Origin of the sequence: Anaerocolumna jejuensis DSM 15929, from assembly GCF_900142215.1 — a bacterium.
In the GTDB taxonomy this organism is placed as follows: domain Bacteria; phylum Bacillota; class Clostridia; order Lachnospirales; family Lachnospiraceae; genus Anaerocolumna; species Anaerocolumna jejuensis.
Genome location: NZ_FRAC01000029.1, coordinates 30,869 through 56,360, shown reverse-complemented (window position 1 = coordinate 56,360; position 25,492 = coordinate 30,869). Strand labels below are relative to the sequence as shown.

At 42.0% G+C, this 25,492-nt stretch carries 25 protein-coding genes and 1 other annotated feature; of the genes, 3 read left to right on the top strand and 22 right to left on the bottom strand.

What is annotated here, in order from left to right; all coding sequences use genetic code 11:
- Positions 1 to 3: 3 nt before the first annotated feature.
- The gene (locus BUB77_RS23155; protein ID WP_073279388.1) at positions 4 to 1,710 is read right to left on the bottom strand and encodes an FAD-dependent oxidoreductase; all 1,707 of its coding nucleotides are present in this window, start codon (positions 1,708 to 1,710) and stop codon (positions 4 to 6) included.
- A gap of 189 nt (positions 1,711 to 1,899) precedes the next feature.
- Positions 1,900 to 2,220 carry a rhodanese-like domain-containing protein gene (locus BUB77_RS23150; RefSeq protein ID WP_073279387.1) on the bottom strand — a complete coding sequence of 107 codons (321 nt, stop codon included), beginning with the start codon at positions 2,218 to 2,220 and terminating at the stop codon, positions 1,900 to 1,902.
- Positions 2,221 to 2,478: 258 nt separating this feature from the next.
- Between BUB77_RS23150 and BUB77_RS23145 the strand changes: the two genes are divergently transcribed.
- Positions 2,479 to 2,976 (top strand): YjdF family protein, encoded by a 498-nt coding sequence (locus BUB77_RS23145; protein WP_084124638.1) that lies wholly within the window; start codon positions 2,479 to 2,481, stop codon positions 2,974 to 2,976.
- Positions 2,977 to 3,020: 44 nt separating this feature from the next.
- On the opposite strand, the gene trpA is transcribed toward BUB77_RS23145, so the two are convergent.
- The 17 genes from trpA to BUB77_RS23055 form a co-directional block, all read right to left on the bottom strand.
- Positions 3,021 to 3,797 carry a tryptophan synthase subunit alpha gene (trpA, locus tag BUB77_RS23140; RefSeq protein ID WP_073279386.1) on the bottom strand — a complete coding sequence of 259 codons (777 nt, stop codon included), beginning with the start codon at positions 3,795 to 3,797 and terminating at the stop codon, positions 3,021 to 3,023.
- The gene (gene trpB / locus BUB77_RS23135; protein ID WP_073279385.1) at positions 3,790 to 4,974 is read right to left on the bottom strand and encodes a tryptophan synthase subunit beta; all 1,185 of its coding nucleotides are present in this window, start codon (positions 4,972 to 4,974) and stop codon (positions 3,790 to 3,792) included. Before trpB ends, trpA begins: the two co-directional genes overlap by 8 nt.
- A 119-nt stretch (positions 4,975 to 5,093) precedes the next feature.
- Positions 5,094 to 5,741 (bottom strand): phosphoribosylanthranilate isomerase, encoded by a 648-nt coding sequence (locus BUB77_RS23130; RefSeq protein ID WP_408606430.1) that lies wholly within the window; start codon positions 5,739 to 5,741, stop codon positions 5,094 to 5,096.
- Entirely contained in the window at positions 5,719 to 6,516 is a 798-nt protein-coding gene (gene trpC / locus BUB77_RS23125; RefSeq protein ID WP_073279383.1) for an indole-3-glycerol phosphate synthase TrpC, read from the bottom strand. Before trpC ends, BUB77_RS23130 begins: the two co-directional genes overlap by 23 nt.
- Positions 6,517 to 6,537: 21 nt before the next feature.
- The gene (gene trpD, locus BUB77_RS23120) at positions 6,538 to 7,545 is read right to left on the bottom strand and encodes an anthranilate phosphoribosyltransferase (protein ID WP_073279382.1); all 1,008 of its coding nucleotides are present in this window, start codon (positions 7,543 to 7,545) and stop codon (positions 6,538 to 6,540) included.
- A gap of 136 nt (positions 7,546 to 7,681) precedes the next feature.
- On the bottom strand, positions 7,682 to 8,281 hold the full coding sequence (locus tag BUB77_RS23115; RefSeq protein ID WP_073279381.1) for an anthranilate synthase component II: 600 nt from the start codon (positions 8,279 to 8,281) through the stop codon (positions 7,682 to 7,684).
- Positions 8,278 to 9,735: an anthranilate synthase component I gene (trpE, locus tag BUB77_RS23110; protein WP_073279380.1), complete on the bottom strand. Its 1,458-nt coding sequence runs from the start codon at positions 9,733 to 9,735 to the stop codon at positions 8,278 to 8,280. The genes BUB77_RS23115 and trpE overlap by 4 nt, the downstream gene beginning before the upstream one ends.
- Positions 9,736 to 9,850: 115 nt before the next feature.
- Positions 9,851 to 10,101: a binding site (T-box leader), on the bottom strand.
- A gap of 52 nt (positions 10,102 to 10,153) precedes the next feature.
- Positions 10,154 to 10,507 carry an MmcQ/YjbR family DNA-binding protein gene (locus BUB77_RS23100; protein WP_073279378.1) on the bottom strand — a complete coding sequence of 118 codons (354 nt, stop codon included), beginning with the start codon at positions 10,505 to 10,507 and terminating at the stop codon, positions 10,154 to 10,156.
- 3 nt (positions 10,508 to 10,510) lie between these two features.
- Complete coding sequence (locus tag BUB77_RS23095) at positions 10,511 to 10,852, bottom strand: hypothetical protein (protein ID WP_073279377.1); 342 nt, start codon at positions 10,850 to 10,852, stop codon at positions 10,511 to 10,513.
- A 201-nt stretch (positions 10,853 to 11,053) separates the two neighbouring features.
- On the bottom strand, positions 11,054 to 12,250 hold the full coding sequence (locus tag BUB77_RS23090) for a sugar ABC transporter permease (RefSeq protein WP_242962571.1): 1,197 nt from the start codon (positions 12,248 to 12,250) through the stop codon (positions 11,054 to 11,056).
- A 20-nt stretch (positions 12,251 to 12,270) separates the two neighbouring features.
- Positions 12,271 to 13,797, bottom strand: coding sequence for an ATP-binding cassette domain-containing protein (locus tag BUB77_RS23085; protein ID WP_073279424.1), 1,527 nt, complete (start codon positions 13,795 to 13,797; stop codon positions 12,271 to 12,273).
- Between the two features lie 152 nt (positions 13,798 to 13,949).
- A complete protein-coding gene (locus BUB77_RS23080; protein ID WP_073279376.1) occupies positions 13,950 to 15,062 on the bottom strand; it encodes a sugar ABC transporter substrate-binding protein in 1,113 nt (370 codons plus the stop codon).
- Positions 15,063 to 15,503: 441 nt separating this feature from the next.
- The gene (locus tag BUB77_RS23075; protein WP_073279375.1) at positions 15,504 to 16,553 is read right to left on the bottom strand and encodes a sugar ABC transporter substrate-binding protein; all 1,050 of its coding nucleotides are present in this window, start codon (positions 16,551 to 16,553) and stop codon (positions 15,504 to 15,506) included.
- Between the two features lie 15 nt (positions 16,554 to 16,568).
- On the bottom strand, positions 16,569 to 18,170 hold the full coding sequence (locus tag BUB77_RS23070) for a response regulator (RefSeq protein ID WP_073279374.1): 1,602 nt from the start codon (positions 18,168 to 18,170) through the stop codon (positions 16,569 to 16,571).
- On the bottom strand, positions 18,160 to 19,695 hold the full coding sequence (locus tag BUB77_RS23065; RefSeq protein ID WP_073279373.1) for a sensor histidine kinase: 1,536 nt from the start codon (positions 19,693 to 19,695) through the stop codon (positions 18,160 to 18,162). Before BUB77_RS23065 ends, BUB77_RS23070 begins: the two co-directional genes overlap by 11 nt.
- The gene (locus BUB77_RS23060; RefSeq protein WP_073279372.1) at positions 19,692 to 20,696 is read right to left on the bottom strand and encodes a sugar ABC transporter substrate-binding protein; all 1,005 of its coding nucleotides are present in this window, start codon (positions 20,694 to 20,696) and stop codon (positions 19,692 to 19,694) included. The genes BUB77_RS23065 and BUB77_RS23060 overlap by 4 nt, the downstream gene beginning before the upstream one ends.
- A 21-nt stretch (positions 20,697 to 20,717) precedes the next feature.
- The gene (locus BUB77_RS23055) at positions 20,718 to 21,146 is read right to left on the bottom strand and encodes a hypothetical protein (RefSeq protein WP_073279371.1); all 429 of its coding nucleotides are present in this window, start codon (positions 21,144 to 21,146) and stop codon (positions 20,718 to 20,720) included.
- Positions 21,147 to 21,484: 338 nt separating this feature from the next.
- Here BUB77_RS23055 and BUB77_RS23050 point away from each other — a divergent pair, with 338 nt between their 5' ends.
- Positions 21,485 to 22,582: an aldo/keto reductase gene (locus BUB77_RS23050; protein WP_073279370.1), complete on the top strand. Its 1,098-nt coding sequence runs from the start codon at positions 21,485 to 21,487 to the stop codon at positions 22,580 to 22,582.
- Between the two features lie 85 nt (positions 22,583 to 22,667).
- Here BUB77_RS23050 and BUB77_RS23045 read toward each other — a convergent pair whose 3' ends face one another.
- Positions 22,668 to 22,859: a SymE family type I addiction module toxin gene (locus BUB77_RS23045; protein ID WP_073279369.1), complete on the bottom strand. Its 192-nt coding sequence runs from the start codon at positions 22,857 to 22,859 to the stop codon at positions 22,668 to 22,670.
- 194 nt (positions 22,860 to 23,053) lie between these two features.
- Here BUB77_RS23045 and BUB77_RS23040 point away from each other — a divergent pair, with 194 nt between their 5' ends.
- Positions 23,054 to 23,272: a helix-turn-helix domain-containing protein gene (locus tag BUB77_RS23040; RefSeq protein ID WP_073279368.1), complete on the top strand. Its 219-nt coding sequence runs from the start codon at positions 23,054 to 23,056 to the stop codon at positions 23,270 to 23,272.
- A 267-nt stretch (positions 23,273 to 23,539) separates the two neighbouring features.
- Here BUB77_RS23040 and BUB77_RS23035 read toward each other — a convergent pair whose 3' ends face one another.
- Together BUB77_RS23035 and BUB77_RS23030 are read right to left on the bottom strand one after the other, a co-directional pair.
- On the bottom strand, positions 23,540 to 24,376 hold the full coding sequence (locus tag BUB77_RS23035) for a patatin-like phospholipase family protein (RefSeq protein ID WP_073279367.1): 837 nt from the start codon (positions 24,374 to 24,376) through the stop codon (positions 23,540 to 23,542).
- An 81-nt stretch (positions 24,377 to 24,457) separates the two neighbouring features.
- Positions 24,458 to 25,429, bottom strand: a complete 972-nt coding sequence (locus BUB77_RS23030; RefSeq protein ID WP_073279423.1) for an AraC family transcriptional regulator — start codon at positions 25,427 to 25,429, stop codon at positions 24,458 to 24,460.
- Positions 25,430 to 25,492: the final 63 nt, after the last annotated feature.

The following is a 25,492-nucleotide window of genomic DNA, read 5'->3' as shown; positions in this document are numbered from 1 at the left end:
AGCTTATCGGAAATTATATTCTGTTACAATTTTCTCCCTTTGCAGTCTCTTATCATTGAAATATTCATAATAGGACAAGGCTAAAAAGCTGCCGGTTATATTATAAACATTCTGATAGCCCAAATTCTGCAGCGCCATTACTGCATTATAGCTTCTTTGTCCCGTTCTGCAGTGAAGGTAGACCGGCCTGTCCTTCGGTATTTCAGATACCCTCTCCCTAAGCTCGCTGAGGGGAAGGTTCATGGCTCCCTTGATATGTCCTCTTGCATATTCTCCCTTTTCCCTTACATCGATGATAAGATTCCCTTCTTCTAAAATTCCTCTTACCTTGTCAACATTTACCTGCTTAAAATCACCATTCAGCAGATTACTTCCAACATACCCGGCGTAATTTACTATGTCCTTTGCGGTAGAAAAAGGAGGTGCATAGCTTAATTCCAGCTCTGTCAAATCCCTTACGCTTCCTTTAAATTTCATTGCCGTTGCAATAACATCAATGCGTTTTGTCACATCTCCTTTTCCAATAGCCTGGGCTCCTAAAATACGGCCGGTGGGCACTTCAAAAAACAGCTTAAAATGCAGAGGAGAAGCATCCGGCATCAACCCTACCTTATCCATCAGAATAATACGTACAAAATTATACTCAATCTTAGGCTCCAGTGCCGCAATCTGTGCTTCATTTAATCCAGTCGCAGCTGCGTTAAGCTCAAAGACCTTAATGGCTGAGGAGCCAATAAAACTCAATTCCTCCGCTTTCCTTCCATTAATATGGTCTGCTGCCCTTCTTGCTTCCTTTAAGGCAGGGCCTGCCAGAGAGAGCTTCATCACCTGTTTATTTAAAGCGTTCATTACTTCAATCGCATCCCCCACCGCATAAATATTCGGATCATCTGTCTGAAAATCGGAATTAACCTTTATGGCTTTCGTCTCACCAAGAAGAAGCCCTGCTTCTCTGGCAAGCTTTGTTTCCGGTGCCACACCTACAGCCATAACAACGGCTCCTGCCTTGATCCTTCTGCCGGAAGATAGTACTACGGTATCTTTCTCGAATTCCATAACGGTATCCTCCACGATGAAATCGACTCCGTTGTCGCTTATTTCCTTGTGAAGAATCTGTACCATATCATAATCATAGGGTCTTAAGATCTGGTTTGTCCCTTCGATCAGAGTAACCTTATATTCGGCCTTTGTAAGGTTTTCAGCAACCTCCACACCAATAAAACCGCCGCCGATAACCGCTGCCTCCATGGAAGGCACCGCCTTTAAATATTGGTTCAGTTTCTCAATATCTACTACATTCCGGACAGTAAATAAATTCACCTTGTCAATTCCCGGGATATTCGGAACGATGGGGGCTGCTCCCGGCGATAAAATTAATTTGTCATAACTTTCCCTATAGCTCTCCCCGGAGGCCAGGTTTTTGACTGTTACAAATTTATTTTCCCTGTCGATTGCGGTAACTTCCTGGTTGACTCTGGCCTCGATATGATACTGCTTTAAGAATAATTCCGGGTCCATTAATACAAGATCCTCTGCGTCTTCAATCTCGCCGCTTAAATAATAGGGAAGGGAGCAATTGGAGAAGGATACATGCGGTCCTTTCTCAAACATAATAATTCTATCCTCTTCACTGCTTCTTCTTAACCTGGCCGCCGTTGATGCGCCGCCGGCCACTCCGCCTACGATAAGAATATTTCGTCCGTCCTTCATGGTCACGCCCTCTGTTTACCGCTGATTTATCAGCGGTACTGCCATTGATAAAACAGGTTGAAAGAATCACAACATGGCATCCTTTCATTTATAAATTTTCTTCCAACCTTTTTCCATTCTACACTGCTTAATATCCTGTTACCGTTTCATGCACCTTTAATGGTGTGTAAGGAGCGGTAAAGCATAAACCTAACTTCTCTTTGTACCGACGTAAGAGCCCACACCTCCTGCCACATTGACAACCCTATAACCAGCCTTTGTAAGAGCTTTGGCGGCTGCCATACTCCTTCCGCCGGACTGGCAGATAATATAGTATTCCTTCTCTTTGTCCATAAATTTATCCGGTGCACCAAGAAGCTTGTCCATTGGTATATTTTTTGCAGTTCTTATACTGCCGCTGTTGTACTCGTAGGGCTCTCTGATATCAATCAGTTCAACCTTTCCGATAAGGTTATCCATATCATTTACATGAATAGATGTAACCTCCGTTTTCTTTAAAAAATCCAGCATGGTAAATTTCCTCCTTGTCTTTAAGTAACGCTTCTTCTATCAGTATATCCAGGATAAAAAATGTAACCGTAACTTCATCACATTTCCTTGATTTTGAAATGCAAATTTTATGCTTGACATTTTATAGAAATTTTCTAAAATTGTAGGTGCAAGGAAAAAAACACAGACCCGGTTGGTAGTCCGGGCGCAGCGAAAGCTGTCAGTAACCTGCCTCCTTGGTTGTCCGTTCTTTGCGAAACAACAAAAGGAGGAATTATTATGGATAGGTGTGAAGGAATAGCACTTCCGCACTCCCTTATTCATGGCAGAACCGCAGGCGTGCCCGCGGAATGCAATGGGAGCAAGGTTTTATCAAAACTTACTGTTTTATTTGAGGACCCCTTCTGGCTTGGGATTTACGAACGTGAAACGGATGGTAAATACGAGGTCAGCAGGATAATCTTTGGTGCGGAACCTAAAGATTATGAGGTATATGCATTTCTGCTTAAAAATCACAGTGATTTTCGGTTCAGCCCCTCCATTGAAGCCAAAAAGCAGCAGGAAAAGCAGGTCAATCCCAAACGCCTTAAGCGAAGCATTAACAAGCAGCTTCAGGAAAGCGGATTTTCCTCTAAAGCAAAGCAGGCTTTAAAGCTTCAGCAAGAACAAAACAAGACTGTACGTAAAAGCCATTCCCGGCTTCAAAAGGAAGAGGAAGAAAAACGACAGTTCCTGTTACATCAGCAAAAAAGAAAGAATAAGCACAGAGGGCATTAAGCCCTCTTTCGCTTATTCTTAATTAATATGTTCGATGCAAAATATTAAGCTTCCCTGACAGCAGCCTTCATTTCTTTTACGTACTCTGCAACGGGTCTAATGCTTTCTTTTCCATATTGGGTAACCAGCTTTACGATAGCACTGCCAACGATTGCTCCATCCGCTGCCCCGGCAAACTCCTTTGCCTGCTCCGGTGTGGAAATACCAAAGCCTATGGCACAGGGGGTATCGGTAACTTCACGGACCATGGATATCATAGCTGCAATATCCGTCTTAATCTCAGTTCGCACGCCAGTGACACCAAGAGAAGAAACGCAGTAGATAAAGCCTTCTGCCTGCCTGGCGATCATGCGCACTCTTTCCTTTGAGGTTGGTGCGATCAAGGATATTAAATCCACCTGATACTCCTTGCATTCTTCTTCAAGCTCTTCTTTTTCTTCAAAGGGAAGGTCCGGGACAATGATGCCGTCAATTCCGCACTCTACGCATCTCTTAAAAAAACGTGCCTTCCCATAGGTATAGATAGGATTGATATAAGTAAGGAACACCAGGGGTACCGTTACCTTTTCTCTCACTTCCTTAATGGAATCAAATAGCTTATCCGTTGTGCAGCCGGCAGTCAAAGCCCGTTCATTAGCCTCTTGAATGACGGCACCTTCTGCAATGGGGTCGGAGAAAGGAATTCCGATTTCAATCAAATCAGCTCCCGCTTCTTCCATTGCCAGGATGAGCTCTTTCGTCGTGTTTAAATCCGGGTCTCCTCCCGTTACAAAGCTTATAAAAGCTTTTCCATTCTTAAAAGCATTCTTTATTCTACTCATAAATAGTAATCCCCCTATATCTTGCAATTGCAGCCACATCCTTATCCCCGCGGCCAGATATGTTAATTACGATAATCCTGTCCTTCTCCATTTCCGGAGCCAGCTTTCTTGCATAAGCTACTGCATGGGCACTCTCAATAGCCGGTATGATACCTTCTGTTTTGGAGAGGTATTCAAAGGCACTTACCGCTTCTTCGTCTGTAATCGGAACATACGAAGCCCTGCCTGTCTTATAAAGCATGGCATGCTCCGGTCCGATTCCGGGATAGTCCAGTCCTGCGGATATGGAATATACCGGTGCAATCTGGCCGTATTCATCCTGGCAGAATAAAGATTTCATGCCATGAAAGATCCCTTCCGTTCCATTTGCTATGGTTGCGGCATTCTTGGGATTATCCACTCCAAGCCCGGCTGCCTCACAGCCGATAAGCTGTACCTCTGAGTCCTCCAGAAATTCATAAAAGGCTCCCATGGCATTGCTTCCTCCGCCTACACAGGCAATTACCGCATCCGGAAGCCTTCCTTCTTTTCCCATCAGCTGTTCTTTTATCTCTTTCCCGATAATTTTCTGAAAATCCCTCACAATGGTAGGAAAAGGATGGGGCCCCATGACAGAACCCAGAACGTAATGGGTATCTTCCACCCTTTTTGTCCACTCCCGCATGGTTTCATTCACGGCATCCTTTAAGGTCTGAGTGCCGCTTACTACCGGATGGACTTTTGCTCCCAAGAGTTCCATGCGGTAAACATTTAATACCTGCCGGTCCGTATCCTCCTTTCCCATAAAGATTTCACATTCCATTCCCATCAAAGCAGCGGCCGTAGCGGTTGCTACCCCATGCTGTCCGGCTCCGGTCTCGGCAATTACTCTTTTTTTACCCATCTTTTTCGCTAAGAGCACCTGTCCCAGAACATTGTTGATCTTATGGGAACCGGTATGGTTTAAGTCCTCTCTTTTTAAATAGATATTTGCTCCGCCCAAATCATTGGTCATTTTTTCTGCATAATATAACAGGGAGGGTCTTCCTGCGTAATCCTTGTATAAGCCTTCAAGCTCCGCAATAAAATCGGGATCCTTCTTATAATGTTCATAGGCCGCTTCCAGCTCGTTCACCGCATTCATTAAGGTTTCCGGCACGTATTGGCCTCCATACTCCAAAAATCTGCCTTTTTTCATTTTCTTATCCATTGCGCCATAGATGAAGTAGTAAAAAAATCAGGTATGGCATCCTTCCTTTATCATATTTTCTTCCAACCTAATTTCCAAGCAGTATCGCAAATTTATTTATAATACTGTTAAAAATTAGTTTTAAAATAACCACTCTCTGCCAGCCTTACCGCTTCAATAAAGGCCTTTACCTTGCCTTCATCCTTAAAGCCGCCGGTTTCAACTCCGCTGCTTATATCTACGCAAAACGGGTGGCAGATAAGAATTGCTTCCTTTACATTACTGCTGTTAAGTCCTCCTGCCAGAAAAAAGTTTTCAGCATTTTGAGGAATCATGCTCCAGTCAAAAGGTTTTCCGGTTCCTCCGAATTGTCCTTCAAAATAAGTGTCAAGGAGAAGATAATCGGAAGAGAATGCCAGCCCTTGTTGAATATCTTCCTTTACTCTTGGTCTGACAGCCTTGATGACAGGCTGGGAAATATTTTTCTTTAATTCTCTTATATACCCTTCCTCCTCATCACCATGGAGCTGTACCACATCGATAATATTCTCTCTGCATAGTTCAACAATATCCATAACAGGTGCATTGACAAATACGCCGGCTGCTTTTATGCTTTTATCCAGCCCCGCCTTAAGCTTTCGGGCTTCTTCCTTTGTAACCTTCCTTTTGCTTTCTGCAAAAACAAAGCCAATATAATCAGGCTGATATCGGTTTACTATCATGATATCCTCTTCTCTTCTTAATCCGCAGATTTTAACCTTTGCCATTACCGCCATCACCTCTTAACTCTGCCAACAGCTTTTTCTTATCCCTGCTCCTCATCAGCGTCTCACCGATTAATACCCCATTTACCTTATCTTCTTTCAATACCCGGATATCTTCTGCTGTTTTTATACCGCTTTCAGCAACAAAGAGGATGCTTTCCGGGACCAGCCTTCTTAAACGACTGCTGGTTCTGATATCTACCTCAAAGGTTTTTAAATTCCGGTTGTTCACTCCAATAATGCGGGCTCCAGCTTTTACTGCCCTTTCCACTTCTGCTTCATCATGTGCCTCTACCAGAGCAGATAGACCAAGCTCATTGCAAAGCAGCAGGTATGCTTTTAAATCTTCCTCTCCCAGCAGGGAGCAGATTAAGAGAACGGCGTCCGCCCCCAGGGTTTTGGCCTGATAAATCTGATAGGGCTCTATGGTAAAATCCTTCCGGAGGATGGGAATGGATACTTCCTTTCTGATTTCCGACAGATAAGCATCCTTTCCTAAAAAGAAGTCCGTCTCCGTTAATACGGATATACAGCTTGCTCCAGCTTCCTCATATTCCTTTGCAATCGTAAGATAAGGAAAATCTTCTGCAATAATTCCCTTTGAAGGAGAAGCCTTCTTAACTTCACAGATAAAATGAATTCCCTCTTTTCCAAGCGCTTTCTCAAAAGGAAACTCACGGCTGACAGGTAGCTTAAGTGCCAGCTCCTTCATAAGCTCCGGCGAAATGTCCTTCTTATCCTTCTCAATCCGCTTCTTTGTAGCTTCCACTATGGTATCAAGAATCATTTGGCTTTGCTTCCTTTCTGCTTACTCATTGGAAAGCTTTATAAAGGCCTCCAGCTGTTTCAGTGCTTTTTGGCTGTCTATGGTTTCTTCCGCAATTTTAACCGCTTCCCGAAAGGTCATTTTGTCCTTTACCAAATAAATACAGGCAGCTGCATTTAGTAAAACCGCATCTCTTTTAGGTCCCCTGTCACCACTTAGAATTGCCCTGGTAATTTCAGCGTTTTCCTGAGGGCCGCCGCCTATAAGATCTTCTTTTTTACATCTTTTTAATCCAAATTGCTCCGGATCCAATACGTAGGTGGTCAGCTCTCCATCCCTTATTTCACAGCAATATGTCTCCGCGCTCAGGGAAATCTCATCTATCCCGTCCCTTCCATGGACTACCATTGCCCGTTTTACACCTAGCTTATTTAATACCTGGGCAAGCGGCAGGACAAGGCTTTCATCAAATACTCCCAATAGCTGCATATTTGCACCAGCCGGATTGGAAAGGGGTCCAAGGATGTTAAAAATAGTCCTTATTCCCAGCTCTCTTCTGACAGGTGCCACATACTTCATTGCCGTATGATAAGTCTGGGCAAACATAAAGCAGATACCGATTTCAGATAGTATTTCCGCACTTTGGGCAGGACTTATCATAATATTTACTCCCAGGGCCTCCAGCACATCCGCTGCACCGCATTTACTGGAAACACTGCGGTTGCCGTGCTTTGCTACAGGAATGCCTGCGGCGGATACCACAAGGGCCGAAGTGGTCGAAATATTAAAGGTATAGGCTTCATCGCCTCCTGTACCTACGATTTCCAGTACATCCATGTTATGAAGCAGCCTGACGCAGTGTTTTCTCATACCTGCTGCACTGGCTGTAATTTCTTCAATGGTCTCACCCTTCATACGCAGAGCTGTAAGATATGCTCCTATATGAATATCGGTGGCTTCTCCGCTCATGATCTCATCCATTACACCCTCAGCCATCTCATAGGGCAGGTCATCCTTATTAGTAAGTTTGTAGATTGCTTCCTTAATCATTCTTATCCTCCTTTATGATTTAATATAAAGTTGAAATTATTCAGTTCCATATATTATTATTTTTATAAAAAACAACTTCCCCACTGTCCCATAATCACTGTCAGTATTTATAAATACATATAGATATAACAGCTTTTTATATGTTTAAGAAATTCTCCATCATAATTCTTCCATTGGGTGTCAGTACTGATTCCGGGTGAAACTGTACGCCGTATATCTCGTAATCCTTATGCTTTACTGCCATAATATCACCATCCGATGCTCTGGCAATCACTTGAAGCTCTGCCGGAAGGGAAGCCTGTTCAGCAGCCAGGGAATGATATCTTCCCACCGTTACTTCCTCCTCCAATCCTTTAAAAAGAGGGCTTAGGGTATCAACCTTAACAATGCTCTGCTTACCATGCATCAAAGCACTGGCATAGGTAACTACCCCGCCGAAGGCCTCACAGATACCCTGATGCCCTAAGCATACCCCTAGAATCGGAAACCTTCCTTTTAAGTTCTTTACAACCTCTTCGCAAATACCGGCATCAATCGGCCTTCCCGGTCCGGGTGAGAGAATTATATGGGAGGGCTTCAGCTCACTGATATCCTCCACTGTCATTTCATCATTGCGTATAACCTTGATTTCTTCCGGTCTACCGCTCTTTTCTGGCTCTTTTTCCTCTAAAATACTTCCGATTAGCTGCACCAGGTTATAGGAAAAGCTGTCATAATTATCGATAAGTAATATCATAGGTCCTTTACCTCCTCCGCTCTTTTTATGGCTTCGATTACAGCACCGGCTTTGTTGGCGCATTCCTCATATTCCTTTTCCGGAACGCTGTCAGCTACAATCCCTGCACCTGCCTGAACGTATACGGTATTTCCCTTTTTTACTGCCGTACGGATTGCAATGCAGACATCCAGATTGCCGGAGAAATCAAGATACCCGATAGCCCCTCCGTAGACACCCCTTGCTTCGCTTTCTAATTCATCTATTATCTCACAGGCCCTGAATTTTGGCGCTCCTGACAGAGTGCCGGCAGGAAGCAGGGCACTTACGGTATCACAGCTGTCCTTATCCTTTCTTAAAGTTCCTGTGACTACGGAAGCAATGTGCATGACCTTGGAAAAACGGTGTATCTTCATATATTCTTCTACTGCCACGCTGCCATATTCGGCTATACGTCCCACATCGTTTCTGGCAAGGTCCACAAGCATATTGTGCTCCGATAACTCCTTTTCATCCTTTAGGAGCTCTTCTTCCAGTTTTATATCCTCTTCCTTCGTTTTCCCCCTGGGCCTGGTGCCTGCAACCGGGAAGGTAGTAAGCTTGCCATTTTCCAGTTTGATCATCGTTTCCGGTGATACTCCGGCAATCTGCAAATCCTCACATTGTATAAAATACATATAAGGGGAAGGATTGGTGGCGCGAAGAATACGGTAAGCATTTAACAGGCTGCCCTCATAGTCCGCTTCGAATCTTCTGGAAATAACCCCCTGAAAAATATCGCCTTCCCGGATATATCTTCTGGTTCTCTCTACCATTTCACAGTATTTATCCTTTGAAGTATTGCAGGTAAATTCCCCGATTTTTTCAGGTGCCAGATCAGGAAGAGGCGAATCTGCAAATATCAGGGAGGTCATATCCTCAATATCTTTCAGTGCCTGCTCATAACCTTTTCTGTGGTCCTTTGCCTTATAATTGGCTATGGCCAGTATTTTCTGCTTTAGGTGGTCAAATACAATAAGCTTATCGAAAAGAGAAAGGTCATAATCATGAAAGTCGCTTTCTTTCAGCTTTAGTTTCGGCTCAGCATAACCAATCATCTCATACGAGAAATACCCCACCAGTCCTCCGGTAAAGGCAGGCATACCCGGAATCCTGGGAGCCTTGTATTTCTTTAACAGGTTTCTTAAGGCTTCTACCGGTGCCTCCGGCAGCTCCCTGATTTCTTCCCCTGTTTTTTGATAGGCCTTATTTTTTTTACAGTACAGCCGCAGGGAAGGGTTCAGTCCCAAAAAGGAGTACCTGCCAAAATGCTCCCCTCCCTCGACACTTTCCAATAGAAAGTAATTATCCCCGGCTCCTGCAAATCTTCTTAACAGAAGAATCGGAGTCAGCATATCTGACAGAATTTCACTGCATACTGGAATAAGACTGCATTCTGCTTCATACTTTGATACCTCTTCGTAGCTTGTAATCATAAATTCCTCCTTCATATACCTAATGATAATCTGGGGTCTGGATGAGGGGTTTTAACCGAACGCGGCTGGCATCACCTGAAAAAGAGCAATAAAAAAAGCCCCTATCCCTAAAATCTTAAGGGACAAAGACTACTCTCTGCGGTACCACCCAAATTGATGCAATATTGCATCCGCTCTGTTTGTATACTATCATATACACCTCGTTGGTAACGGTTGAGGTTCCCGTTGGCGTCTACTTGCAGAAAAACCTGCTTTCGAGCCACCCTCACAAGTCCATTCAGTAATCTCAGCACTGTCGCTCTTCCACCAGTAAGCGGCTCTCTGTAAGGCATTTCATTACCTACTCCTCTTGTTCATCGGTTTCTTCATTTAATTTTCTTAAGTATATGCAATCTGTATATAATTGTCAAGCAAAATTTTAAGAATTTTTCTTCGCTTTTTTCTTAGGCTTTACCAGATCATAACTTTCCGCAATCATCCGCTTAATATCTCCTTCGGGTATTACACCGTTTAAAACCAGAGAATTCCAGTGGCTTTTGTTCATGTGGTAGGCCGGAATCACGGAGGGCCATGCATTTCTCCAAAAATCTATCCATTCTGTAGAAGCTTTCACATTCACCCAGATAGCCTCCTCCCGCTGAAAAATGCAGGCAAAGATTTTTTTATTATCTTTACACCTCATAATTGTCCAGTTATCATCATGAAAAGGATAATCTTCATATACATTTTCAAAGGTCTTACAATAATGAATTACTTCTTCTCTGCTTCTCATGGCTTACTCCTGCTTTTTTTTGATATATTTTTCAGAAATTACGGTTTCATACACTATCATCATCAGAATGGCCCCGAAGAAAAAGGAGCCTGCCAGAAGAGTTCCGGCTTTTCTTTCACTTATATTTATTATAGCTAAGAATAATCCCATAGCAGCCTGAAGCATTCCGTATCCGATTAACAGCCTGCCTACAGCCTTATTATAAGCCTTCAAATCCGCAATGTTTTCTTTATCCGGTGCTTTGATATTCGAATAGATACCGGCCGGTTTCTTGCTGCGGGAAGAGATAAATCCCATTATTATGAATAGTGCAGCCATCAACCAGCATATTATTGGTAACAGCATAGGTACCCTCCCCTGCATTCAATCATTCTTTCTGCACTTATTATATCATATCCTCAGAAGAAATTGTAGTATTATTACCAATGGCAGATTACCAATAGTTAAGAAAATCACAAAAGCGGCTGTAAGGTATATAAATTACCTGACAGCCGTCTTTAACGTTTTTTATTTAAAAATTTTTATGATAGTAAAAATTATTTAAAATTATTTTCTTCCGCTCCTTGTTCTTACATCAAAAGCAACAGCTAAAATAAAGATGGCACCCTTTACAATATACTGGAAGGATATATCAACTCCCATCAGGTTCATACCATTTGTCAGTGACATAATTACCAGTGCACCGATTATGGTATTGGTTACCTTACCGATACCGCCATTAACGGATACACCACCGATGTAAGAGGAAGCGATTGCATCCAGCTCGAAGCCAAGTCCTGCCTGAGGAGTGGCGGAGGAAAGCCTTGAAGTATACAAAATACCTGCTAAAGCGGCCAGCATACTCATGGAAGCAAAGGCAAAGAAGGTTATCTTTCTTACATTTACACCGGAAAGCTCTGCTGCTTCCGCATTTCCGCCGATACCGTAGATATATCTGCCAAGCTTCGTTTTATTTAGTATGAAATTGTAGATAAACAGAACCGCTCCTACGATAATTGCCGTCCAGGGAATACCCTTGTAGCCTGCCAGTATGGAAAAAATAACAATGATAATTAAGGTTAAAAATGCTATTTTAGAAATAAAAATCGGTTTGGAGCTTACCTGGAAGTTATATTTAAGCATATTTTTTCTGGACTTGAACTGACTGTAGGTCATAAGAATAACGGCAATCACACCAATAATAATTGTTAAAATATGAATACTTCCGCCTGAATTAAAATCCGGTATAAAACCATTGGAAAGGTTTCTGAAGGTACGATTGGATACAATAATCGTTCCTGTTCCCTGTGTTACCAGGGAAAGAAGACCTCTAAAGATAAACATACCGGCCAGTGTAGTTACAAAGGCAGGAACACCTACTTTTGCCACTAAAAATCCCTGATAGATACCGACTACGATACCAAGGCATAATATTATGGGGATTACCAGCCACACGTTCAGTCCTGCTTTTAACAGAATGGCTGATACCGCACCAAGAAAACCTGCTACATATCCGACAGACAAATCAATGTGCTTAATAATGAGTATGATGGTCATACCAATGGCAAGCACCGCTACATAACCTGTCTGATTTATTAAATCTGATAAATTTCTGGAGGATAAAAATAATCCGCCTGTTCTGATTCCAAAGAAAATAAAAATTAATACTAAAGCGATATACATGGCATAATCCCTGACATTGCTCTTTAACATAGTAGCAATCTCCGTACCTAGGGACATCTTAGCCCTGTTGTTTTCATTCATACCTATTCCTCCTTTAACGGCTATACCCTTGTGGCCATTGCCATTATGCTTTGTTCCGTTGCTTCCTCGGCCATTACCTCACCGGTTATGGTACCTGCTGACATTACGTAGATTCGGTCGCTCATGCCAAGCACCTCCAAAAGCTCGGAAGAAATCATAATAATGCTCATGCCTTCTTTTACCAGACGGTTCATCAATGAGTAGATTTCAAATTTCGCTCCCACATCAATGCCTCTGGTCGGTTCGTCCAGAATTAACACCTTCGGGCCAACAAAGAGCCATTTTGCCAGAGAGACCTTCTGCTGGTTACCGCCGCTTAAGTTACCGACAAGCTGTTTGATAGAAGGGGCTTTGATGCCAATCGATTTCTTGAGATCATTTGCCACATTGATTTCTTCATTTTCATTGATGACAAATCTCTCTGTCAGCTTGTCAAGGTTTGCAATAGTGGTGTTATATTTGATGTCCTGAATAAGGACCAGGCCATTTCCCTTTCTGTCTTCTGTTACATAAGCAATACCTGCATCCATCGCTGCTTTGGGATGCTTTAGCTGCTTTTCTTTTCCATCCACATACAGCTGGCCGCTTGTTATCCTGTAGCCGGGAGTGTTTCCGAATATGCTTAAAGCGAGTTCCGTTCTTCCTGCCCCCATTAGTCCTGCTATTCCGACAATCTCACCCCTGCGAACCTTTATATTAACCTCATGAAGAATTTCCCTGCCGGCTTCCTGGTCAAAAACACTCCAGTTCTTTACCTCCAGACAGACCTCTCCAGCCTGGTACTTCTCTCTTTTTGGATAGATATTTTCAATTTCTCTTCCTACCATGTATTTGATAATATCCTGTTCCGTAATTACCTGTTCTTTTGCATCCATGGAACAAATGGTGGAACCGTCCCTTAAGACCGTAACGGTATCCGCTATGGAAACAATTTCTTTTAACTTATGGGATATCATAATACTGGTAACGCCCTGCTCCTTCAGCTCTCTTAACAGGTTAAGAAGATTCGCACTGTCATCTTCATTTAAAGCAGCTGTTGGTTCATCCAGAATCAAAAGCTTTACATTCTTGCTGAGTGCCTTTGCAATTTCTACCAGCTGCCTGTTTCCGACACCCAGATCCTTTATTTTAGTGGAAGGATTAATATTCAGCCTGACTTTTTTTAGCATATTTCCTGCTTCTACAATCGTCTGGTTCCAGTTGATTACCTTTCCCTCCATGATTTCATGTCCAAAGAAAATATTTTCATACACGCTAAGCTCTGGAATTAACGCCAGCTCCTGATAAATAATAGCAATCCCCACATTTTCACTGTCCGATATGGATTTGAACTGTGTGGTATTTCCGTTATATACAATATCACCGCCATAGGTGCCGTAAGGGTATACCCCTGATAATACCTTCATGAGGGTGGACTTGCCGGCACCGTTTTCTCCGACAAGGCAATGAATCTCTCCGCGTTTTACTTTGAAATTTACATTGCTCAAAGCCTTGACACCGGGAAATTCCTTGACAATATTCCGCATTTCTAAAATATAGTCACTCATTCTTTCACCCATCTTTCTTCTCTTTTTTCAACCACTTATATTACTCCATCCTGTGTTTAGGTTACATTAAATGAAAGGAACCGGCAAAAGGGCTGTTCACTTATTCAGGCATTCCCGTTAAGCTCAGCCCTTTTAGCCGGGTTCTTAATAAATTACTTTAATCCTGTGAAATCAGATGCTTTGTAATATCCGGAATCAATTAATGCTTCTTTTACATTATCCTTCGTTACAACAACGATAGGTGTCTGTTTAGCAGGAACCTGTTTTTTACCATTGTCATAGGTCGAGCCGGTATCCGGTTTCTTTTCTTCGATTACGGAAATTGCCATATTCATAGCATCTGTTGCAAGGGTACGTGTATCCTTAAATACTGTCATGGACTGTTTTCCGTCGATTACATACTGAACGGATGCTTTTTCAGAATCCTGACCGGTAATGAAATACTGTGAAACATCTGCATCTGCCCCAAATACATCAGCGATAGAACGTGCGGTTCCGTCATTGGGAGCTAAGACATAGCATTTGCCCTTATCGGCTGCACTTACTGCTGTTAAGTGAGCTTCTGCCTTGGATTTTGCTTCGTTGAAATCCCAGTTGGTGGTTACCTGGCCGATGATAGATGCCAGCTGTTCATGGCTCAGTTCCTTTGTAGCCTGTAAGCCTGCAGCTTCTGAGGAATTCTTAATTACAAAGGTTCCATCTGCAATCTTAGGCTGTAAAACATTCCATGCACCCTGGAAGAAAAGGAAAGCATTGTTATCGGTTGCGGCTCCTGCATACAGGTAAAGAGGATTTCCCTGTCCTGTTGCATTGTCGGCTAGATACTGTCCCATTGCTGCACCTACAGCTAAGCTGTCAAAGGTTACATAATAATCAACGGCGTCCGTACCGGTAATTAATCTGTCATAAGCGATAACCGTAACGCCTGCTGCTTTTGCTTCTTCCACACTGGCTGCTGCAGCTGCGGCATCCTGCGCACAAATGATCAATACTTTAATTCCTTTATTAATTAAAGTTTCAACGTTTGTTTTTTCATTGGCTGAAGAGCCCTGGCTGAACAAAACTTCTACGGAATACTTGGAATCCTTGATAACGGACTCGAACTTTGCCTTATCCTGTAACCATCTGGGTTCATCTTTTGTAGGAAGAACAATACCCACATCAACCTTTCCTTTTTTGCCGCCGCTTGAACTTCCCCCGTTGCTGCACCCTGCCAGTGAAATTACCATCACGAGGCACAAAAGCACTGCTAACATTCTTTTCATAAATACATTCCGCCCTTCTTTTTTTAATAGTTTTTGCAACAGCTTCCGCAATACCTTCTTTTTGACGGTAAGCTTTGCTGCATTTGTTACACCTATATGTTACAATACACAAAAATAAATAACAATGAACTGAATTGTTGTGTAATATTACTTTATTGCTCTGTTTTTTATCCATTATTTGTAAAGAGTAAAATATTGCGCTTTCAAAATGATACCGCAAAATTTTACAGGCAGGATACTCATATATAAAACTGCTAAGGCAATACTCAGATATATTGCTTCATTATTTTGCTAAGATAAATGGAAACAGCTGCGAAATAAATATAAATAAGAATCCTGTATAAAAGATAAATGAAACTCCTTTATACAGGATTCTTATATTAGGGGACTGGTTTATGCATTTTAAACGCCCCTTTTTCTCATATTCACTTTGCTGAAATATTATTCCGTCTGGTAAACATCCTCATACAGATGGAAACCATCCTTGATGACCGTATCCTTGATATTGTCCTTGGTTACCGCCTGTACACCAATAAAGATATAGGGTACCTTGTAGGTTCCGTCATCGATTACATTATCCGCCTTGATTTTTTCACCCTTATACAGCTGCATGCATACCTCAACCGTCTTTTCCACCAGATCCTTAATAGGCTTATACACTGTCAGAGCCTGCTTTCCCGTAACAATCCGCTGGCAGGCTACAAGGTCCGCATCCTGCCCGGTCACCTGTACTTTTTCCGCAATCTGCGCCTCCGATAAAGCATCAATGGCTCCCCAGGCAAGGGAATCATTGCCGCAGATGACCGCTTTTACATTATCCTTGTTGCTCTTAAGCTCCTCCCGCATGAAATTATAAGCACTTTCTCTTATCCAGCCGTCGATCCAGGTCTTAGCGAGAATCCTGATATCTCCTCTGTCAATGAAGGGTTCCAATACTTTCATGGCACCTTCATAGAGCATGTTACTGTTGCTGTCATTTTCCGAGCCGCCTATGATGATATATCCTCCCTTTGGTACATGCTTTGTCAGGTATTCGGCCATAATCTTTCCTACCTGGTAATTATCAAAGGAAATATACACATCCACATTGCTGTTGGATACCAGTCTGTCATATGAGATTACCGGCACCTTTTTCTCCTTTGCTGCCTTAACGCAGCGGGCCTCTGAACTGCTGTCATTTGGTGCTATTACAAGTACATCAATTCCCTGATTCAGCATGGTCTTGACCTGCTGGTACTGTAAATCGGAATCCTTATTGGCATTATTTACGATGACCTCTATGTTCTCCTGTTCTGCCTTGGATATGAAGATATCCCTGTCTCTTATCCACCGGTCCTCCATCAAGGTGCCAAGAGAAAACCCCACGACCATCTTCTTGTCTTCCCTGGGCTTTTCCTGCCTCTCCACTCTTTTTTCACACCCCGCTGCCATAAATAGCAGAATAAAGGTTAATCCCAATGCAGCACCCCTTGTAAGTAAGCTCCTTCCCATACTTTTACCTCCTCCTCAACTCCCAAAGAGTTTTTTATATTCTGTGGGAGTAACTCCTGCTACCTTCTTAAATATCTTTGAAAAATAATTTGGCTCCGTATATCCTGTCATATAGCAGACATCCTTAATGGTATACTCATCCTTTTTCAATAACTCCTTTGCCGTTTCCATTCGGATTTCTGTCAGCCTGTCGCTGAAGTTTACACCGGTTTCCTCTTTGTAAAAACGGCTGAAATAATAGGGACTTAAGTTTACTTCCCTTGCTACCTCCTCCAGCGAAATTTCTCTGGCAAAATTTTGCTCCATATATTTATTGGCCTTTTCAATGATAGTGTTGACCTTTATTTTTCTGCCCTCCTGGATTTTTCTGACTGTCCTTTCCAGAAAGTTATTAACAATGGAATAAAGCCCATCCCTATCTACTGTGCCGATAATGTCCTTTAACACATCATAATAGTTTCCGGCGGCATTCTTCCACCTTGCGGAAAATCCTGTCACCAGCCCTATCATGCTGTTCTTAATTTCTTCGAAGGTCATGGTATTATCCCGTGTCATACGGTTAAAAACCTCATGAAATACTGCCGCTGCCTCATTTTCTTCCTGTTCGGCCGCATGCAGGTAGATTTCCTCCAACTGTTCTTCATAGTCGCTTTGTGTATATTCAATTCTCTCCAGAATGTCATCAACGTGGAGTATCTGGGCTTCTTTCCCTTCCTTGTCACTGGTCAGGACTCCCAGGGCAAACAAGGCCTCCTGGTAGGATTTTTTTGCCTCTTCGATATTGTCGTAATATCTGCCGATACCAATAAAGATATCCGGATATATCCGTACCGCTCTTTCCAGGATTCTTCCCGCTTCTTCTACGGAATGGCTTTTTTGCTCATAATCCTGGGTTTTCTTTTCTTCAAATACATATACAATAATGCGGTTCAGCATAATAGGCCCTACAATGGCTTTTAACCTGGATTGTATGATTTTTTTGTATTCACCGTACATCTTCTCGCCATATACGCCGGCACCTATTTTATTTTCAATCTTATGGCTTTTTTTCTGGCCGAATTCCATCGCCATAACGTAGCCGCTGCCCTCCGTATAGCCAAAGAGCTGGCAGTAGCTCTTAAGTTCCATGGTACTTCCCGTATACAGACAGAGGGAATTCATAAATCCGGTTTCCAATACCGGTATAATCATCTCCATGCGCTCCTGCTGTTCCAGGTTCTTTTGAATGTTGGCTTCCCGTATCCGAATGCGCTCCAGAGCTTTCAGTACCGTATCGCTCAGGTTTGCTTCCTTAACGGGCTTCAGAAGATATTCCACAACCCCCAGATTAAGTGCCTCTACGGCATAGTCAAAGTAGTCAAAGGCGGACATGATGATAAAGAGCACATGGGGACTACCTGTCCGAATCTGTTTCATAGCCTCCAGTCCATTGATACCCGGCATGTTAATATCCATGATTATGATGTCCGGATGGAGGTTGTAAGCCTTTTCAATGGCATCCTTGCCGGAACGGGCACTTCCGCATATTTCGATTTCTTCAAAATTCTTTGTTAACATATAAATGACGGACTCAACGGCTATGGGTTCATCATCCACTACTAACACCTTATATGTCATTCTCATATTCCCACGTTTCCATTTCTCTCTTGTTGTTCATCGGTAATGTCAGAATAACCTTGGTTATTCCATCCTTACTGACAATATCCATCACATCGTTATCATCGTAAAACAGCCGCAAACGCTTTAACACATTATCCATCCCAATTCCCGTAGTATGTCCCATTTGTCCCTGGCTTCTTTCACTTTTCCATTTCTTATGAAGGATTTTATCAATGGCTTCCCGGGGAAAATGGTCTCCTGTGTTGGATATCTCAATTATAATTTTATCCTTCTCTTTAGCGGCCTTAAGCTCTATGGCACCGCCTTCTTCCAGCTTGCTGATACCATGGATGTAAGCATTCTCCGTAAGAGGCTGCAGGGTCATTCTCGGCATCTTAAAATCCAGTATTTCCGGGTCCTCGGGAATATCCATCCGAAAGGTTATAAAGTCACCAAATCTTGTCGTTAACAGGCTCATATAGGAGGAAACATTATTAGCTTCTTCAAAAAGGCTTGCATTATAATCAAGTCCCTTTAAATTATACCGGAAAATATCCGCAAAGTTCTCTAAATATTCACAGGTCACGCTGTCGCCCTGGAGCATGGCAACCTTGGCACCGATATTGATGGAGTTAAAGATAAAATGGGGATTTACCTGGGATTGAAGGGCAAGGAGCTCTGCTTCATGGAGGGCATTCTTCATTTTTAAATTATCATATTTTTCCTGAATCAGGACACGTTCCAGTCTTTCCTTCTCCTTTAATTCGTCGATATATTCCCTGATACTTTTTGTCATCTTGCCAAAGGCCCGGTAGAGGACTCTGATTTCACTGCTGGTGCCTTCTTCTGCTATGTCTATCTCAAAATTTCCTTCCGACACTTCCTTTGCATAGGAGGACAGCTTCGTAATAGGTCTGGTAATCTCATAGCTGAAAAGAACGATAATGACAAGTATCAGGGCAAAGCTTATCCCAAACATGGTATAGCTTAGCACCGTACTGTTATTGGCTTCTGTCTGGATTTCCAGATACCTCTGGGCACTGTCACTTAAGTCCGTGCTCATGATTTCCTTGATATAGCTTCCGATGTAGTTATATTCCTTGACGGATTGCTGATATCCTTTGGTGTAATCGCTGATTTTTCGGTTTCTTTTATCTACAATGGTTTCATCCAGTACCTTAAGATAATGGTCTATCATCCCTGTCAGATTTTTGATTCGAACTCCCCTGTCCGTATACTCCGCATCCTGTTTTAAGATATTGTTATCGGAGCTGATGGAATTGCTGTGATTATAAAAGGCTTGAAGGCTGTCCGAGCTTCTGGTGGACAGATATACTTCCAGGTCATTTTGTATCTCATCGACCTCTTTATACAGGGACGTCAATTCCTGGCTTTTATTTAATAAATCCGTCATATCCTCCATCAGCATTCTGGATGAGATATAGTTGTAAAGGCCTACCAGTATGGTAATAGCCGTAGCAAGAAGAAAGAAGCTGGTAAGCTTCGAGCGGTAAGATAAATCCCGTCTTATTTTCTTCTTCATTCTCCACCTTCCTTTTTCGGCATCCCGTCATCATAATCCGCCACATTGGATGCATCAATGGTATACAGCTGGGTGCTCTTATAATCGCTTATTTGTACTCCCTTAAGCTCCTGCGCTAATTGTTTTACCGTATAGTAGCCTATTTCATAAGCATTGGGGCAGACAGTTCCGTAAATTACTCCCCTTTCTACATATTCAAGGGTCAGGGGCATACTGCCATAGCCTACCAGCTTAATATCCCCCACAAGATTATTATCTACCAGAACCTGTGCAACACCAGGCGTACTCTTTTCATCAAGGCATATTATCAAATTCACGTCCTTATGCTTGCTTATAATGGAATAGGTGACCTTTTCCGCCTCAAACATATTTTGCTTTAAGGTATAAATATCTTCGATTTCGATATTTCCTTTCAGGGAAAAAGCTTCTGCAATTCCTTGAATGCTAAGATTACGGTAGGAAATGTCACCTTCTTCTCCCGCCTCATTCATTATGATAACGGCCTTTTTTCCATTTCCGATGGCAGCGGCCCCCATGGTTCCTGCCATTGTGCCAATGGTATAGCTGTTGGAACCGACGATCGGAACATCGGAAATATTATAGCTGTCATTTTCATAGATTAAAAGAGGTATGCCTTTTGCCTTCGCCTCTTTTGCAATCTCCCTGGTTCCAAGGGCATCCGCCGGTTTTAATGCAATGCCGCTGACTCCGCCGTAAATACCCTTTTCCACGGCGTCTCTGACTACTTCCCCATCCTTTTGGTCAATGGGGACAAATTCAGTATACACATTCATTTCATCGGAAGCATTTCTGGCACCGTCTTTAAAATACTGCCAAAAATACTCATCCGTATTCTGGACCAGAATCTGGAGATGGTATTTGGCATCCTTTGCCTTGCTTACCGTTTCTGAATTTTTGTCCTCCCGAACCAATAAACCTCCGAACATTACAAAAAGTATGAGAAGCATTCCCACCAATGATCCAAATATTGCACGTAACATTCTCAATGCTTTTACCTGCCTTTACCTTCTGCTTAGAATGCTGGGTTTAAAATCCTCCGTATCCGCATAAAATCCGCCTTGAAATTGTGTCAGTATCTTTTCAAACAATATTCTCAGGTCGGGAAAATCACCGCTTACGGAAACCGAGTATACCGCACTGTATCCGTTTTCTTTCACAAACTGCCTGTCCTTCTCATCCGGAAAGCTTTTTTTCATGCCTTCAAAATCAATAGAAGTTTTATCGGAGGTCTCAAGCGTTAAAATATCCATCTCCTCCCAAAGGTCAAGCTCTCCAAGCTTCAACGGTTTCAGAAAATCCCACAGGTCCTTTGCCGTAATCTCAGCAGAAGACATAAAAAACCATTCCGTAATTTCAGGCTTGGCAGTTTGTTTAACTGGCAGTTTGTTATTTGAATTCTTATCATTAAAAGCCTTTTTATCGTTTTTCACATTAACCTCCTTCATACCGCAGGACTGCTTGCGGTATCTCACAAATAAAATTTTTTTAATGCACTGGATTATATAAGCTGAATTCTTGCTGTACAAAAGTGTTTTTACATTTATAGTTAATTATACTACTTTTGCACCAAAAGGAAAAGTCCTTTGCAAAAGGGGCGGGGACAGCGCTCAAAAAAGGCTGCTGCCTGCAGTTACGGCCTAAAATATCAGTTGTGCAATAATTCATTATTATGTTATACTTAATAAGATATCCTAAAATTAATAGTTAGCTGACGGAAAGATATTTTATTGTTCTTTGTCCGTCAGGATTCGTAAACGGAGGTAAGCAAATGTATTATAAGCAATATGGTAATACTGATATGAAAGTATCTGCCATTGGTATGGGATGTATGCGTTATGATGACGAAGATGTAAAAGCAGGCAGATTGGAAAAATGTTCAGAGGTCGTTTTATACGCCCATGAAAAAGGGATTAATTATTTTGATACCGCTCCCTTTTACTGTGATGATAAAAGTGAGATTATAACCGGTATTGCTCTTTCCCAATTGCCCAGGGACAGCTATTACATATCTTCCAAAACGAATCTTGGTACCATTGGAGGAAAGAGCACAAGGGATGCTTTTCGGGAAAGGCTTGAAAACACTCTAAGCAGACTTAAAGTAGATTATCTTGACTTTTATCATTTATGGTGCGTACTGAATCTGGATTCCTTTGAAAGCCAGTGTGAATCCCTCTATGGTTTCTTCGAAGAAGCAAAAAGTGAAGGGCTTATAAGAAATATTGTATTCTCTTCCCACATGCAGGGGAATGAATTAGAGGCCGCTGTTGCTGCGGACCGTTTCAAAGGTATGCTGATAGGCTATAATGCCCTGAATTACCGTTTCCGCCAGACCGGCATCACCGCAGCCTATGAAAAAGGCATGGGCGTTGTGGTTATGAATCCCCTGGGCGGCGGTTTAATACCAAACAATCCCAAGACCTTTGAATACCTGAGGGAAGGCACTGATCTTACCGTTGCACAGGCCGCTCTAAATTTTGTTGCCTCCCATAGGGAAATCACCATAACACTGGCAGGTTGTACCACCAGGGAGCATATTGATGACGCCTGTAAGGCTGTAGAGAACCTGAAGGAAAGACCTGCAAAGGAAATATTTGAAGAATACGAAAATAAGGGTGTTGCATTAAATAACCTGTGTACGGGTTGTGCATACTGCAAACACTGTCCTAAGAATATTGATATTCCCAAGTATATGGACGCTTATAACGAAAAGCTGCTTGGCAACAACATGTTCGACAGGCTGAAATACCATTGGGGAATTCCTTCCGAGACAGCAGCGGAATGTATTAAGTGCGGTAAATGTGAAAAGCTCTGTACACAGCATCTTCCGATTATTGATCGTTTAGGAGAAATTTCAAAGGGTGCTTAACAGCTGAAAAAAGAAGCCCCATGGCTTTCCTTTCATCCGTTTAAGAACGGGTGAAGGGATGCCATGGGGCAAAGGTGTGATAAGGTTAAAAACTTGAATCTTCTTTCTTTATAATTATCTGATTCTCACTGCAATACAAGGTGAGTCTTGAACCCGTTGTAAATCCATGATTTAAAAGCCATTGTCCTTTAAATTTAATTTCTGGTATTTCCGTGTAACTTTTTTGTTCGTACTCCTTTTTAAATGCTTTATATACTTTAAGCGTTCTCTTTTCCATGATTATCCCCCTTGAAATATGGTAAATAGTAAACAAGTAACAAAATGAAATAACGATTTTACATTTACACTGATTTATGATATCGTAATTACATGAGCCCCAGCGCAAACACAACATTTAATGTTGTGTTTATAATAGCACATCACAATATGTTGTGTCAATATGTTTTTTAAAATATTTTGGAGGATATAACAATGTCTAATTTTTCTGATAGATTAAAAGAACTGCGAAAATCCAAGCATTTAACTCAAGTTAATATGGCTTCTTTTTTAGAATGTACAGAACAGCATTATCAGCGATTGGAATATGGTAAAGTCACACCAAACGCAAACATGATTATAAAACTTGCTGACTTTTTTGATGTTTCAGCTGATTATTTACTTGGACGTTCTGATAATCCTGTTAAGCTGTAAAATATTAGCCGGTATATACTAAAATCTATCAATGATAAAGTGATATAAAAATATCTCCAACCATGATTGAAGTTGGAGATAATAAAGTTTAATTCCACAAGTACAGGTGCCGATAGTCCACCTTGCCAAACTTTCTTAAAATTCTATATAATTTTTAGGCCGTTCAACCTCTAAATCTTTACTTAAGCTATTAATAAAATCAGCTGTAACAAAATCAATAAGAAGCCGTTGCGGTTAACTGTCTCATAGTAAGACACTTTATGTGTATTAAGTCAGAAGCTTTTTAATCACATCCATTTGCTTCATAGCCATATCATAGCCATGCTTATAATTGCTTTCCAGAACAGCCAAATCCTTTTCCATGCTCTCAACCGTATAGTCCGGCCTTAGGATTACTGCCTTTCCTTCTCTTTCAAGTTCTTCGCAAAAGTCAACGGTTTCATTATACATGTCAGGCCTTTCCCTTATTACCTCAACCATAGCCGGATACTTATTCCGCAATAATCGCATGGCTATCTTGCTGTCTCTGCCAAGAGTTCTGCGGTAGCCCTTGGGGCGGGTCAGTACAATCAGGTTCTTCTCATTGCCATCTGCAATGGCTTTTCGAATGGGAATGGAATCTGCCAGTCCTCCGTCATAATATTTGCTGTCATTACAATTGATAGCAGGGAAAAATAACGGCATAGCACAGGTGGCCTGCAGCATGGTACATTTTTTGTCCATTTCCAGGGCATTCAGGTACTCTGCTTTACCGGTTTCTGCATTTGTTACTCCCACTAATGCTCTGCCGTCGTACTGAAGAAAGGTATCCCAGTCAAAGGGATATAATTTATTCGGAACTTCATCATAAACAAAGTCCAGGCCAAAAAGGCTGTGACATTTGATTAAATTCCTGGTGCCGATATAACGCTTATCCCTCCTGCAATTTAAAAGAACCTCAAGATTTCTTCCCTTCTGCTTTGAAATATAAGAGACCCCGAAGCTTATACCGGCAGATACGCCGATACAGTAGGGAAACATAACACCCCCTTCTAACAGTGCGTCCATGATACCTGCACTGAAAATCGGACGGAAGGTACCGCCCTCTAATACGATTCCAGCCATAATTACCTCTCATTCTGCCGCCTGTTACGGCACAAACTCTTATGAAAGTGTTTTCTTTCTAATAAAAGCCATATCCTAAAGTTACATTTGTTTCTTCTTTATCCTGTACTGCCTGGGTGACATCTCATATTTCTCCCGGAATATCCGGTGAAAATAACTGGTGTTGTCATAACCTACAGCTGTTATGATGTCATTAATAGACAGTGTAGTATCTCCTAAAAGCTCCACAGCCTTTTGAAACCGCTTCCTTTGCAGCAGTTCCTTATAGGTGCATCCGGTATTGCGCTTTATCAGACGGCTTAAGAGATACACCGGCTGGTTTAATTCTCTGGCCAGCAGGGTAAGGTTACTATCCCTGTAGTTTTCTTCAATATGGCGCAGTACAGACAGTGTCAGGTAATTATCATAGGGATCATCCTCACACTGTTCGATTTTATCCATATAATTTAAAAGCTGTAAAAACAAAAGTCCCATTGTGGTCTGGTTTATCCTGTGCCGGTTCGGCTGCTCATTCAAAATGGACCATATCATGTTCTCAAGGAGATTTTGCACTGGAAGGATATCTGCCACTTTAAAATATAAGTATCCAGCCGTACGGTTATCCTGGCGAAGGGAATCCACCAGAAAATTCTTCAGCAGGTTTTCTCCGTCCAGCATCTGAAAGGCAACATCAAAAAATTCCGGTAGGATTATGAAATTAATAGCGATATCCTCCATACCCGCCGGTAATATTTCCTGAAAGGCATTTTGGTTCAGGAATAGCAGATCTCCCGGGTTTAAAACGACCTGTCTGCTGTCATTGATAATATGTGTGGTGGTTCCGCTGACCATATAAATGATTTCAATGTAATTATGCTTATGCCTTGGAAAGCGGATAAAACGGGTATGGGTTCTGATATCTATCAGCTTACCTCTGGCAAGCATTTTTCTGCTGTCAACAACAAAGTCTTTCTCGTTGGTATAGAGATTCCTGGCAACGGTACTGTTACCGGATAATATAGTTCTCTCTTCATCGGTTATTTCCTTTAATTTGCCTAACAGTGCCTTATCAATAGCAGTCCACTTCCCTTCTCTTTCATTCATAAGCTATAAGCTTATCACACTTGCTCCCATTGC

Coding starts and splice junctions, on each gene's coding strand:
- BUB77_RS23155 (WP_073279388.1), bottom strand. CDS start 1,710: ATGAAGGACGGACGAAATATTCTTATCGTAGGCGGAGTGGCCGGCGGC.
- BUB77_RS23150 (WP_073279387.1), bottom strand. CDS start 2,220: ATGCTGGATTTTTTAAAGAAAACGGAGGTTACATCTATTCATGTAAAT.
- BUB77_RS23145 (WP_084124638.1), top strand. CDS start 2,479: ATGGATAGGTGTGAAGGAATAGCACTTCCGCACTCCCTTATTCATGGC.
- trpA (WP_073279386.1), bottom strand. CDS start 3,797: ATGAGTAGAATAAAGAATGCTTTTAAGAATGGAAAAGCTTTTATAAGC.
- trpB (WP_073279385.1), bottom strand. CDS start 4,974: ATGAAAAAAGGCAGATTTTTGGAGTATGGAGGCCAATACGTGCCGGAA.
- BUB77_RS23130 (WP_408606430.1), bottom strand. CDS start 5,741: ATGGCGGTAATGGCAAAGGTTAAAATCTGCGGATTAAGAAGAGAAGAG.
- trpC (WP_073279383.1), bottom strand. CDS start 6,516: ATGATTCTTGATACCATAGTGGAAGCTACAAAGAAGCGGATTGAGAAG.
- trpD (WP_073279382.1), bottom strand. CDS start 7,545: ATGATTAAGGAAGCAATCTACAAACTTACTAATAAGGATGACCTGCCC.
- BUB77_RS23115 (WP_073279381.1), bottom strand. CDS start 8,281: ATGATATTACTTATCGATAATTATGACAGCTTTTCCTATAACCTGGTG.
- trpE (WP_073279380.1), bottom strand. CDS start 9,735: ATGATTACAAGCTACGAAGAGGTATCAAAGTATGAAGCAGAATGCAGT.
- BUB77_RS23100 (WP_073279378.1), bottom strand. CDS start 10,507: ATGAGAAGCAGAGAAGAAGTAATTCATTATTGTAAGACCTTTGAAAAT.
- BUB77_RS23095 (WP_073279377.1), bottom strand. CDS start 10,852: ATGCTGTTACCAATAATATGCTGGTTGATGGCTGCACTATTCATAATA.
- BUB77_RS23090 (WP_242962571.1), bottom strand. CDS start 12,250: ATGAATGAAAACAACAGGGCTAAGATGTCCCTAGGTACGGAGATTGCT.
- BUB77_RS23085 (WP_073279424.1), bottom strand. CDS start 13,797: ATGAGTGACTATATTTTAGAAATGCGGAATATTGTCAAGGAATTTCCC.
- BUB77_RS23080 (WP_073279376.1), bottom strand. CDS start 15,062: ATGAAAAGAATGTTAGCAGTGCTTTTGTGCCTCGTGATGGTAATTTCA.
- BUB77_RS23075 (WP_073279375.1), bottom strand. CDS start 16,553: ATGGGAAGGAGCTTACTTACAAGGGGTGCTGCATTGGGATTAACCTTT.
- BUB77_RS23070 (WP_073279374.1), bottom strand. CDS start 18,170: ATGACATATAAGGTGTTAGTAGTGGATGATGAACCCATAGCCGTTGAG.
- BUB77_RS23065 (WP_073279373.1), bottom strand. CDS start 19,695: ATGAAGAAGAAAATAAGACGGGATTTATCTTACCGCTCGAAGCTTACC.
- BUB77_RS23060 (WP_073279372.1), bottom strand. CDS start 20,696: ATGTTACGTGCAATATTTGGATCATTGGTGGGAATGCTTCTCATACTT.
- BUB77_RS23050 (WP_073279370.1), top strand. CDS start 21,485: ATGTATTATAAGCAATATGGTAATACTGATATGAAAGTATCTGCCATT.
- BUB77_RS23045 (WP_073279369.1), bottom strand. CDS start 22,859: ATGGAAAAGAGAACGCTTAAAGTATATAAAGCATTTAAAAAGGAGTAC.
- BUB77_RS23040 (WP_073279368.1), top strand. CDS start 23,054: ATGTCTAATTTTTCTGATAGATTAAAAGAACTGCGAAAATCCAAGCAT.
- BUB77_RS23035 (WP_073279367.1), bottom strand. CDS start 24,376: ATGGCTGGAATCGTATTAGAGGGCGGTACCTTCCGTCCGATTTTCAGT.